The sequence below is a fragment of the Actinoplanes sp. NPDC051851 genome (assembly GCF_040681165.1).
GTDB lineage: Bacteria > Actinomycetota > Actinomycetes > Mycobacteriales > Micromonosporaceae > Actinoplanes.
This window is the reverse complement of record NZ_JBFAYF010000058.1, coordinates 47,066-57,932: the sequence shown is the minus strand read 5'-3', so window position 1 is coordinate 57,932 and position 10,867 is coordinate 47,066. Positions and strand designations below refer to the sequence as shown.

10 protein-coding genes are annotated in these 10,867 nt (G+C 71.7%); 4 read left to right on the top strand and 6 right to left on the bottom strand.

The features are described 5' to 3' along the window. A partial coding sequence (locus AB0M08_RS37795; protein ID WP_364504512.1) for a hypothetical protein occupies window positions 1-226 on the top strand: 226 nt, incomplete at its 5' end. Between the two features lie 1,202 nt (window positions 227-1,428). Here the strand turns inward: AB0M08_RS37795 and AB0M08_RS37790 are convergent. Both AB0M08_RS37790 and AB0M08_RS37785 read right to left on the bottom strand, forming a co-directional pair. Beyond that, window positions 1,429-2,412, bottom strand: coding sequence for a hypothetical protein (locus AB0M08_RS37790; RefSeq protein ID WP_364504510.1), 984 nt, complete (start codon window positions 2,410-2,412; stop codon window positions 1,429-1,431). A gap of 58 nt (window positions 2,413-2,470) precedes the next feature. Then, entirely contained in the window at window positions 2,471-3,721 is a 1,251-nt protein-coding gene (locus AB0M08_RS37785; RefSeq protein WP_364504508.1) for a hypothetical protein, read from the bottom strand. Window positions 3,722-3,888: 167 nt separating this feature from the next. Between AB0M08_RS37785 and AB0M08_RS37780 the strand changes: the two genes are divergently transcribed. Continuing rightward, window positions 3,889-4,956, top strand: coding sequence for a DUF2855 family protein (locus tag AB0M08_RS37780; protein WP_364504506.1), 1,068 nt, complete (start codon window positions 3,889-3,891; stop codon window positions 4,954-4,956). Between the two features lie 92 nt (window positions 4,957-5,048). On the opposite strand, the gene AB0M08_RS37775 is transcribed toward AB0M08_RS37780, so the two are convergent. Further along, entirely contained in the window at window positions 5,049-5,666 is a 618-nt protein-coding gene (locus AB0M08_RS37775; protein WP_364504504.1) for a TetR/AcrR family transcriptional regulator, read from the bottom strand. A gap of 98 nt (window positions 5,667-5,764) precedes the next feature. Here AB0M08_RS37775 and AB0M08_RS37770 point away from each other — a divergent pair, with 98 nt between their 5' ends. Continuing rightward, on the top strand, window positions 5,765-7,222 hold the full coding sequence (locus AB0M08_RS37770; protein ID WP_364504503.1) for an MFS transporter: 1,458 nt from the start codon (window positions 5,765-5,767) through the stop codon (window positions 7,220-7,222). A 2-nt stretch (window positions 7,223-7,224) separates the two neighbouring features. Here the strand turns inward: AB0M08_RS37770 and AB0M08_RS37765 are convergent, their stop codons facing one another. The 3 genes from AB0M08_RS37765 to AB0M08_RS37755 are packed head-to-tail and all read right to left on the bottom strand — an operon-like array spanning window position 7,225 to window position 9,051. Then, complete coding sequence (locus AB0M08_RS37765) at window positions 7,225-8,016, bottom strand: polysaccharide deacetylase family protein (RefSeq protein WP_364504501.1); 792 nt, start codon at window positions 8,014-8,016, stop codon at window positions 7,225-7,227. Next, window positions 8,013-8,309, bottom strand: a complete 297-nt coding sequence (locus AB0M08_RS37760) for a hypothetical protein (protein WP_364504499.1) — start codon at window positions 8,307-8,309, stop codon at window positions 8,013-8,015. The genes AB0M08_RS37765 and AB0M08_RS37760 overlap by 4 nt, the downstream gene beginning before the upstream one ends. A 25-nt stretch (window positions 8,310-8,334) precedes the next feature. Next, the gene (locus AB0M08_RS37755; RefSeq protein ID WP_364504497.1) at window positions 8,335-9,051 is read right to left on the bottom strand and encodes a response regulator transcription factor; all 717 of its coding nucleotides are present in this window, start codon (window positions 9,049-9,051) and stop codon (window positions 8,335-8,337) included. Between the two features lie 106 nt (window positions 9,052-9,157). Between AB0M08_RS37755 and AB0M08_RS37750 the strand changes: the two genes are divergently transcribed. Then, window positions 9,158-10,537 carry an ATP-binding protein gene (locus tag AB0M08_RS37750; protein WP_364504495.1) on the top strand — a complete coding sequence of 460 codons (1,380 nt, stop codon included), beginning with the start codon at window positions 9,158-9,160 and terminating at the stop codon, window positions 10,535-10,537. The last annotated feature ends 330 nt before the right edge of the window (window positions 10,538-10,867 follow it).

The window sequence follows — 10,867 nt, the reverse complement described above, 5'->3', positions numbered from 1 at the left end:
GGGGGTCGGCCCTCTGGCCACCCCCCCACCCCCGCCCCGGGCGCCGCCCCGCCGCCGCGCCCCCGCCGCCGCGCCCCCGCGCCGTGCCGCGCCGCGCCGCCGCGCCGTGCCGCGCCGCCCCGCCGCCCGCGTCGTCGTGCCGGGTGGCGGGGCAGCTGACAACGCGCTGATCCGGAGAGGTTGCCCGGCCACCGTCATCGTGCAGAGGTTTCGATTGGTGGCCTGAGGTGGTAGCCGTCCACTATTGAGACAGGAGGCCCGCGTTCGTTGATCCTGTGTAGAGCTCCATCATTCTCGAATGCCGGGAGTGCTCCACGCTGGCTCCCGCAGTGTATTTTTTGCGATGTCCGTTCTGATTTCCCGTTCGATATTCCGTATGCAATTTTGTGCGCTGCTTCGTGTGGCCCCTCATTTTCGGTCAGATGAGAATGTTCGTCACGGGCGTTGGCCTCGCGTCCTGCGCTCTGTTCGGTTCCGGCCCTCGCGGCCTCGGCGCCCTGGGATATGGCGTTCCGGAGTTCAGATGGCTTGTGCTCGACGGGCTTGTACTCGGATGCCTCGGGTCCGGGCTTGTGCTCTGCGGAGTCGGGCTCGGGCTTTGCGGGCTCGGGCTTTGCGGGCTCGGGCTCTGCGGACTTGGGCCCGGCCTGGGCGGGTTCGGGCCCGGGCTGGGCGGGTTCGGGCTTGTGCTCGACTGGCTTGTGCTCGACTGGCTGGGGCTGGGGCTGGGGCTGGGGCTGGGGCTCGGCTGGCCTGGGTTCGGCTGGCTTGTGCGACTTTTCGGGCGCGGGCGTCTTGTTCGTGCGCGTTGCGGAGTGGCGCTCGTGCCAGGCTGCCATCAGTTCCGCATCGTCTGGGACGTGGCCGTGTAGACGTTGCAGCTTTCGGGTGTGTCGTTGCGTCAGACCCCACGAGCGATGCCGGGCATGCTCGCGACGAAAGTCTTCCGCCTCGGGCGAATAGTTGCGACGTTTCGTTCGGTCTCGCATATCGGCGACCTGGGCCCGGGAGAACAATTGAAGCTGTCGCATGAGGAAATTCTCCTGCGGGTCGCGCCGTCCCGCCAATGATTGATCTTCCTGGAATTTCTGTGGATGAGAATTCTCGACCGCAAGATCTGCAATCTTCTCAGGACTTGCGGTCGATCGATGAATGTGGAAATGACCGCGATCGGAGGCCTGCGCATTCGTCATTTCCTGAGCACTGCTGCGGTGCGGTGCAACGGCGGTGGTGGTGCGGCGGGCGGCGCGGCGGTGGTGGTGCGGCGGGCGGCGCGGTGGTGGTGCGGCGGGCGGCGCGGTGGTGGTGGTGCGGCGGGCGGCGCGGTGGGTGCGGCGGAGGTGGTGCGGCGGCGGCGCGGTGGTGGTGTGGTGCGGCGGTGGTGCGGCGGCGGCGGTGGTGGTGGTGGTGCGGTGCGGTGGTGTGGTGTTACGGCAGGTAGCCCAGGTCTCGCCAGATGGTCTCGGCGTGGGGGTGGAGCGGGACGTCGAGTGGGGTGCTCGGGGAGTCGCGGACCATTCGGTCGAGGGGGAGTGAGGGCTGGGAGACCGGGCCGAGGTCCCAGACCAGGTGGTTGCGGGCCGAGTGGAGGCCGCGGCAGAACTGGTCGATCACCAGGTCGGGGGTGTCGGAGCGGCAGAAGATGGGCCAGCCGCTGTAGTCGACTGTCGGGACGTCGGACGGGAGGGACGGGTAGCGGGACTTCTCGATCAGGGCGCGCCGGAAGCCCTGGGACTCCAGGGTGGCCAGGTGGGGCTCGTCGATCGGGAGGAGGGTCGCGCCGGCCCCGGTGACCGCGTCGGCCCAGAGGACCGTGCCCTCCTCGAAGATCGCGTCGATCTCGCCGGACGCCAGGCGGCCGATCCGGTCGGTGTCGCCGCGCATCGGCATCGGCTGGTCGTAGACGACCGTGCCGCCCCAGGACGCGATGTCGGCGAGGCTGAAACCGTGAGCCCTGAGCACCACGTCGACCGAGACGCTGGTCGCCGCGTCGAGCGAGCCGCGGACCGACACCCGAAGCGGGTACCGCGCGGCGGCGATGTCGCCGAGACTCCGGAATCCGAGCCGGTCGGCGACCGCGAAACCGAGCTGGTCGTCGTGTGGGAGCACCGCGATCGTCGCCACGTCCCGCGGGCTGTCGTAGGCGCCGCGGCCGAGCCGGGCCATGTTCAGCAGCGCGACCGGGTTGAGGATCGCGACGTCCAGCCGCCGGTGGTGCACCTCGTCGATCGAGCGGGGATGGTTCGCGCCGTAGAAGCTGAACCGCGCCTCCGGCTCTGTGTGGCTCTCGAAGACGACCGTGACCGCGCGCAGCGGCCAGGACTTGCTGAGCATCATCTCGTGGGCCACGTCCAGCATGAGCAGCGGCCGGATGTTGAGCGGATCGATCGGCGGCAGACCGGGAAGAATCATGTGAGGCACCTCCGTCTCTTGAGTACCCCGACGCCGCGGGGTACTCAAGAGAGGTACATCAGGAGACGAATGTGAGGTCGGGGCAGCGCGGCGACGGGCCGTCGAGAAGGTGATCGTCGTGGCCGCCAAGCAACCACCGGTCGAAGAAGGAGCCGACGACGGCCTCCTCGGCCGGGACGGCGCGGTCCGGGTCGATGGTGCCGAGGGCGCCGGTGACGAAGTCGTCGGGGAGTCCGAGCTGCCGGGCGATCTGCGGGAGCAGCGGGACGGCGTCCTTGTAGGCGTCCTCGCTCGTCGCCCCGGTGAGCCGCACGTCGCCGTGCCAGCCGCCGCTGTTGTCCCAGAGCATCGACCAGGACGGGGTCTGCCGGTGGTCGGTGGCCTCGTCGCCCATCAGCAGGAACGGCCCGTCCAGGCCGTCGCGGGCCACCGGCCAGAGCGCGATCGGGTCCGTCAGCAGCGGTGACTCGACGGCGCCGTCCATGTCGATCGCGGCCGTGATGCGCGGATCCTCGTCCATGGTCTGCAGCGCGGTCATCCCGCCCGCGGAGACGCCGAACATGCCGGTCCGCCGCAGGTCCAGGGCGCCCGCGACGCCGGTGGGGAGCGGCCGGTGCTCGGCGTCCGGGTTCGCGCCGCCGTTCAGCGCGGCGAGCTCGTCCAGCACGAAGCGGGTGTCGTCCACGCGTACGTCGAAGATCTTGCCGGCCAGGGCCTGGAACCCGGCGGGCTCCGAGATCTCCGAGAAGAGCTTCGGCAGTACGCCGCCGGCCACGCGCCCGTCCGGGAACTCCACCTCGGAGGCGTCGTAGGTGTGGTCGATGGTCACCACCACGTATCCACGGCTGGCGAGGTCCTGGACCACCGTGGTCTCCCAGGTCCGCGGGTCACCGGCGCCGGGGGAGTAGAGCACCACCGGGAACGGCTGCCGCTGCCGGGCGATCGGGGCGCCCAGGTGGCCGCCGGTCCGGGTGGTCGCGAAGTCCACGGCGCCGGCCGGGATGTCGTACAGCTGGGTGGCCGCGCCATCGGCACCGCCGAAGTGGGCGGCCGCACCGGGCGTCATGTGCGGTGCGAGCGGGAACCGGTCCACGTCGGCGGCGGGATACCAGAGGCTCACCATCAGTTCCCGGTACGCCGGGTCGGCCGTCCACGGGTCGGCGCGGGACCGGTCGACCAGATGCAGGTCGACCGTGCCCACCGGGAACGGCCCGGTCGGCGCGGGCAGGGTCAGCGCCGTGGGGGCGATCGGGGCGAGCGCGACACTGCCGGCGACCGTCAGCGCGAGCAGGGCGGTGCGGATGACCATGAGTTACTCCCCGTAGAGGCATCGAAGGACGTCCTCAACGCTAGGGACGCGGCGCGGCCCGCGTAACGGGGCTGGCCCCCGTCTTCGGCTGGGGGATAACCCGGGGGTGGGATTTTGCACTGGCCGTGCACTTGTGCGGTCCCAGCTCGGTGTTTAGCGTCGGGGGCATGCCTCGCTCATGGACGGTCGCGGTCAGCCGGGACGATCTCGGCCGGATCACGTACGCCGACGCTGACCTGCCCGTCCTGACCGAGGGTGAGGTGCTGCTGCGCGTCGACCGGGTCGGGCTGACCGCGAACAACGTCACCTACGCCGTGCTCGGCGACGCGATGCGGTACTGGGAGTTCTTCCCGCCGGAGCCGCGCGGGCTCACCCCCGACCTTGGCCTGCCGCCGCTCTGGGGGTTCGCCGAGGTGGTCGCGTCGACCGTGCCGGAGGTGGCGACCGGGCTGCGGGTCTACGGGTATCTCCCCACGGCGAGCCACCTGGTGGTCCGCCCGTCGCGGGTCGACGACTCCGGGTTCCGGGACGCCTCCCCACACCGGGCCGAGCTGCCCTCGCCGTACAACGTGTACCGGGCGACCGGCGGCGATCCGGCGTACCGGAAGGATCATGAAGATCTTTTGATCCTGTTCCGTCCGCTCTTCTTCACCTCCTTCATGCTGGCGGATCAGGTGGCCGACAACGACTTCTACGGGGCCGGCGCGCTGGTGATATCGTCGGCATCGAGCAAGACCGCCTATGCCACGGCGGCGGAGCTGCGGGGCCGCGGCGTGCGCCTGATCGGGCTGACCTCACCCGGGAACCTGGCGTTCACCCGGTCGCTGAGCTGCTACGACGACGTGGTGTCGTACCGGGAACTGGATCGTGTCGACGACGTGCCGACCGTCTATCTCGACCTGTCCGGCTCTCCGGAGGTGCGTGCCGGGCTACGCGACCGCCTCGGAGATAGGCTGGTCCGGGACATCGCGGTCGGCCTGACCGGTCAGGTGCCGAACGCGGCGGCCGCCGGTGAGGTGTTCTTCGCGCCGGTGCAGATGCGCAAGCGCCGCCTCGACTGGGGAGCCGACGGCCTCGAGGAGCGCTTCACCACGGCGTGGCGGCGCTTCGCCGAGCTGGCCGGCGGCTGGATCGACGTCCGGGTGAGCACCGGCCCGGACGAGCTGGGCCGGGTCTGGCGGGAGGTCCTCGGCGGCGCGGTGCCACCGCGGACGGGCCACGTCATCCAGCTGTGACGCCGCGGGCGGGTGATGTCATCCAGCTGTGACGCCGCGGGCGGGCCACGTGACGCCGCGGGCGGGCCACGTGACGCCGCGGGCGGGCCACGTCATCCTGCTGTGACGACGCCGTAGACCAGGCGCAGCACCGCGTCGGCGAGCGTGTCGAGGAGTTCCCCCTCGTCGAACTCGTCCGGGTTCGCGTACGCGTCGGAGAAGGTCGCGTTGCGCAGGTTCACGGCCATCTTGGCGAGCAGGTCCGGCGGGCCGCCGACGGTCAGCCCGGCCTTCGCGTCGCGCTCGATCCGCTTGCTGAACATCGTGCAGCCCTGCTGCACCAGCCGGTCCCGGATCTGCTGCACCTCGGGGCCGGGGTACGGTGCGAGGAACGCCTCGCGCAGCCACCGCCCGTCGACCTTCCACCGGGCCAGCCCGCGCGCCAGGCCTCGGCGGAGCGCGTCCCGGTCCAGCCCGTCCGAGGCGAGCCACTCGGACATCTCCATGTCCGCCTCGGCGATCCTCTGGTCGACGACCGCGGCGAGCAGCGCCTGCTTGGACTCGAAGTAGAAGTAGAAGCCCGAGCGGGTGATCCCGGCCGCCCCGGCCAGCTCGTCGATCGTGACCTGGCTGATCGGCTTCTCCCGGAAGACCATCCGTGCGGCCTCGACCAGGGACTGCTCCCGCTGGTCGCCTTTGGTGGGGGCGCGGCGGCTCTTGATGGCTGGCACGCCGCCGACTCTACAGCCCATCAAATGTAATTGACGCTGCATCTCTAGTTTTTGACGCAGTGTTGAAAACTATTGGCGGCGGGTCTAATTTCAAACCCATGCCTTTCCGTACGCGCACGGCTCTGCCCGTCGCCTGCTACGCCGTCCTGCTCGTCTCCGCGTTACAGACCCTCGTCGTCCCGGTCGTCGCCGACATCCAGGCGGATCTCGGCGTCTCGGCCGGCGCGGCCAGCTGGGTGGTGACCGCCAACCTGCTCGCCGCCGCGGTGCTCACCCCGCTCCTCGGCCGCCTCGGCGACCTGCACGGACGCCGTCCGGTGATGCTCGGCGTGCTGCTCGTGGTGCTGCTCGGCTCGGTGCTCGGCGCGACCACCTCCAGCCTTCCGCTGCTGCTCGCCGGGCGGGTCGCCCAGGCGGCCAGCTTCGGGCTCTTCCCGCTCGCCATCGGCGTACTCCGGGAGGAGTTGCCCCCGCACCGCCTGACCGGAGCGATGGCCCTGGTCAGCGGCATGCTCTCGGTCGGCGCCGGGTTCGGCCTGGTGGTCACCGGGCTGCTGATGCGCGACGGCGGCGACTACCACCGGTTGTTCTGGCTGGCCACCGCGCTGACCGTGATCGGCCTGATCGGCGTCTGGCTGCTGCCGCGCCGGGCGGGTGCCGCCACCGGCGGCCTGGACGTGCCGGGCGCCGCGCTGCTCGGGCTCGGCCTGGTGCTGCTGCTCCTGCCGCTGGAGGAGGGGAACGGCTGGGGCTGGGGCTCGGCCCGGGTGCTCGGCCTGCTGGTCGCCGCGGTCGTGGTGCTGACCGGATTCGTGTTCTTCGAGCGGCGCGCCGTGCACCCGCTGGTCAGCACCCGGATGCTCAGCCACCGGCCGATCGTGCTGGCGAACACCGCCGGTCTCTTCCTCGGCTTCGCGATGTTCGCGGTCTTCCTCGGCGTCTCCCAGCTGGTGCAGACGCCGCCCACGGTCGCCGGGTACGGGTTCGGCGCCTCGGTGCTCGTCGCCAGCCTGGTCTACCTGCTGCCCGGCACCGCCGGCGGGGTGATCAGCGCTCCGGTCGGCGGTCGCCTCGTCGCGCGCTTCGGTGCCCGGGCGACGCTGGTGATCGCGGCGCTGCTGGCCGGTGCGGGCTTCGCGATGCTCGCCGCGCTGCACACCGAGACGTGGGAGGTCATCGTCGGTGCGCTGGTGGTCAACACCGCGGTCACCTTCGGGTACGCCGCCCTCCCCGCTCTCCTGGTCGCCAACGTGACGCCCGCCGAGACCGGCATCGCGAACAGCGTGAACTCGATCGCCCGCTCGGTCGGCATGTCGCTGGGCACCGCGTTCGTGGTCACCATGATGACCCGCAACCCGATCCCCGGCCCGGTGCCGCTGCCCCGCGAGGAGCAGCTGGTCATCGTCTTTGTGACGGGCGCCGTCCTGGCCGTGGCCGCCGCCCTCGCGGTGGGCCTGCTGCTGCCCCGGACCGCGCAGCCCCGGTTCACCCCGGCCGAGGTCGAGGCCGACGACGTGCTGGGCGCCGCGGGCCTGGACATCCCGGCCTCACGCTGAGGTCAGGCGGGCCCGGGCGAGGTCGTCGATCCGGCGGTCGTCGCGGCCGTCGCCGTCCTCCGGGTCCGCGGAGCCCGTTGAAAGGCGGCTTCCCGGGTACGCAACCCGTGCTCCCCCAACGGCCCGACCCGGTATCCGCGCGCCCGGCACAGCGCCAGGATCGACGGCAGCGCGCCGAGCATCGACTCCCAGCAGCTCGGGGCGGCCGACACGTCGCTGTCGTGCAGCAGGATCGTCCCGCCGCCGGCCAGTCCCCGGCGCACCGCGTGGTAGACCGATTCCGGGGTGGCGCGCCGGGTCCAGTCGCGTCCCCAGCAGGTCCAGAGCACCGGGGCCAGGCCCAGGCGGCGGGCTCCGATCATCGCGGCGGTGCTCGCCACCCCGTAGGGCGGCCGCCACCACACCGGCTGGCGCCCGGTCACCGCCACCACGGCCGAGGTGGCCCGGCCCAGGTCGGCGAGGGTGTCCGCGGGCGTGCGCCGGAGCAGCAGGCGGTGGTCGTACCCGTGCACCGCGATCTCGTGCCCGGCCGTGGCGATCGACCGGGCCACCTCGGGGTGCTCCTCGACCATCCGCCCGACCAGGAAGAACGTCGCTCGTACGCCGTGCCGGTCCAGCATCCGGAGCAGCCGCGGGGTGGCCTGCGGGTGCGGGCCGTCGTCGAAGGTGAGCGCGACGTGCCGCGGGTCGCCGCCGATCCCGGCGAGCGCGGGGAAGAGGGCGCGGCGTACCGGGCCGATCGCGGCGACGGCCGGTGCGGCGTGGACGGCGGCGAGCGCGGGCAGGGTTTTCAAGACAGAACCTTTCCGGGTACGGGAGCGATCAGGCCACCGGCGCCCGTGCCCATCCGCGGACCGGCGACCGCGTCGAGCAGCCGGCCCCAGCTCGCCGGGGCGGTGCGCAGCTGCCGGGCGTACGCCTCGCGCAGCGCGGGACCCAGCCCGGCGGGGAGCATGTCGAGGAAGTCGTGCCGGACCACCGGGACACCCCGCCGGGACAGCTCCCGGGCGGCCCCGTCGTGCCCGGCCCCGATGCTCGCCGAGAAGATGACGACGGCACCGGGCGCCGGCGTCTGTGTGCTGATCATGGACGTCAGGGTCGGCGGCCCGGCCTTAAGGTTTGCTGAACAACTCCTCCGAGGGAGACCCGCCGTCGGCCGCGATCCGGTACCCGGCCCCGCGTACGGTCTCGATGGTGGCCCGCCCGAACGGGTGGTCGATCTTCTTCCGCAGGTACCCGATGTAGACCTCGACGATGTTCGGGTCGCCGTCGAAGTGCGCGTCCCAGACGTTCTCGATGATCGCGGTCTTCGTCATCGCCTGCCCCCGGTGCCGCATCAGGAATTCCAGCAGCGCGAACTCCCGCGGCGTCACCGAGATCGGGGTGTCCGCGCGCAGAACCCGCCGCTCCGCCGGGTCCAGCGTCAGATCGCCCGCGCGCAGCACGGACGGGCGCTCCGGGGCGCCCCGGCGGATCAGCGCGCGCAGCCGGGCGATCAGCACCACGAACGAGAAGGGCTTGATCAGGTAGTCGTCGGCACCCAGGTCGAGCGCGTCGGCCTGGTCGTACTCGCCGTCCTTCGCGGTCAGCATCAGGATCGGCGTCCACACTTCACGTTCGCGCAGCCTGCGGCAGACCTCGTACCCGCTGAGCCTGGGGAGCATGATGTCCAGCACGATGGCGTCGTACGCTCCGAAAGGGGTTTCGGTGGCGGTCCAGAGGCCCTCGTCGCCGGCGTGGGTGAGGTCGACGGTGAAACCCTCCGGGGTGAGCCCGTCACGGATCGTCTCCGCCATGCTCACCTCGTCCTCCACCACGAGAACCCGCATGTCACGCCCCTTCCCTCAAATGCGCCAGTCTCGCCGCACCGGGCTGAGAGACCGCTGAAGACGCTTTCGTGGCGGCCCGCCGTCCGGCGTGACTAGCGTGACCGGCATGCGGCCTTTGTTGAGGTTACGACGGCGGCTCGGCGTGCGGATGCGCTCCGCGCTGGCGGCCGGCATCGTGGTGTTCCTGGCTTCGGTGCTCGCCGGGGGCATCCTGCTGGTGATCGCGCGCAGCCTGCTCCTCGACGACGTGGAGACCAGCCTCGACGACCGGGCCGCCCAGGTCACCGCGGCGCTCACCGCCGGAGACGCGTCCGCGCTCGGCGCCGCGCTGCGCCCCGGCAACGGCGGCGGCCACAGCCTGGTCCAGGTGCTCGACGTGTCGGGCGACGTGGTGTACGGCTCCTCGGCGATCTCCGGGCTGGGCGCGATGTCCGGGCTGCGCCCCGAGGCCGGCAAGCAGGACGAGGAGACCCGGCTGCTCGCGATCGGCGAGGGCGACCCGTTCCGGATCCTCGCGGTCGGCGTCGACACCCCCGCCGGCGAGCGGATCGTGCTGGTCGCCGAGTCGATGGACTACGTCTCGGACGCCACCGAGGCGATCGTCACGGCCCTGCTGATCGGCCTCCCGGTACTCGCCGTGTCGGTGATCGTGGCGACCTTCCTCTTCGTGGGCCGTACCCTCAAGCCGGTCGAAGGAATGCGGCAGCGAGCCGCCACGATCACCGCGACGAACCTGCACGCCCGCCTGCCGGTGCCGTTCGCGGAGGACGAGATCGCCGCGCTGGCCCGCACGATGAACACCATGCTCGACCGGATCGAGGCGTCCGCGGCCACCCAGCGCCGCTTCGTCGCCGACGCCAGCCACGAACTCCGCAGCCCGCTGACCACCATCCACGCCAACGCCGACCTGCTCGCCGCCGCCGACCTGGACGAGAAGCCGGCCCGCTCGGTCGAGCGGATCCGCACCGAGACCGCCCGGATGGCCCGCCTGGTCGACGACCTGTTGCTGCTGGCCCGGGTCGACGACCGACAGCTGTCGCTGCGCCGCGAGGACGTCGACCTGGACGACCTGGTCTACGCCGAGCGGGAACGGGTCGCGGTGGAGCACCCGGCCCTGCGCATCGCCGGCGCGGTCGACCCGGTCCGGGTTACCGGCGACCCGGACCAGCTCAACCGGGTGCTGCGCAACCTGGTCGACAACTCGGTCCGCTACGCCGCCACCGTGGTCACGATCAGCCTGACCACGACGAACGGGTACGGCGAGATCGTGGTCGGCAACGACGGCCCGCCGATCCCCGCCGCGGAGCGGTCACGCATCTTCGATCGTTTCGTCCGCCTGGACGACAGCCGCTCCCGCCAGGGCGGCGGCACGGGCCTGGGCCTGGCCATCGCCCGCGAGATCGTCTCCGGCCACTCCGGCACCCTCACGGTCGACCCACTGGACTCCGGCGCCGCCCTCCGCGTCCGCCTCCCCACCACTCCCTGACCCCGTCTCACCGGCGGGCTTCGGGGGTAGGCGTTCTCGGTCGTCGTCCGGGGTGGGCCCTGGCTGGCCGGGTTTGATCGACTTTTCATGATCAACTGCTGGTTTGATCTTGGTGGCTGGCGTCCATGGGTGTGTCGGCGGCTTTGAGTGACCTCTGGGTGCCAGCTTTCCCGGGGTGGCTGGTGGTCAGGGGCCTCTCGGAGGGCGTGAGGCACCCCGGATCGCCAGCCGACCGGCGTGAGGCACCCCGGATCGCCAGCCGACCGGCGTGAGGCACCCCGGATCGCCAGCCGACCGGCGTGAGGCACCCCGGATCGCCAGCCGACCGGG

Excerpts from the sequence above, each read along its gene's own strand:
- AB0M08_RS37790 (WP_364504510.1), bottom strand. The coding sequence starts at position 2,412 with ATGATTCTTCCCGGTCTGCCGCCGATCGATCCGCTCAACATCCGGCCG.
- AB0M08_RS37780 (WP_364504506.1), top strand. The coding sequence starts at position 3,889 with ATGCCTCGCTCATGGACGGTCGCGGTCAGCCGGGACGATCTCGGCCGG.
- AB0M08_RS37770 (WP_364504503.1), top strand. The coding sequence starts at position 5,765 with ATGCCTTTCCGTACGCGCACGGCTCTGCCCGTCGCCTGCTACGCCGTC.
- AB0M08_RS37755 (WP_364504497.1), bottom strand. The coding sequence starts at position 9,051 with ATGCGGGTTCTCGTGGTGGAGGACGAGGTGAGCATGGCGGAGACGATC.
- AB0M08_RS37785 (WP_364504508.1), bottom strand. The coding sequence starts at position 3,721 with ATGGTCATCCGCACCGCCCTGCTCGCGCTGACGGTCGCCGGCAGTGTC.
- AB0M08_RS37760 (WP_364504499.1), bottom strand. The coding sequence starts at position 8,309 with ATGATCAGCACACAGACGCCGGCGCCCGGTGCCGTCGTCATCTTCTCG.
- AB0M08_RS37750 (WP_364504495.1), top strand. The coding sequence starts at position 9,158 with ATGCGGCCTTTGTTGAGGTTACGACGGCGGCTCGGCGTGCGGATGCGC.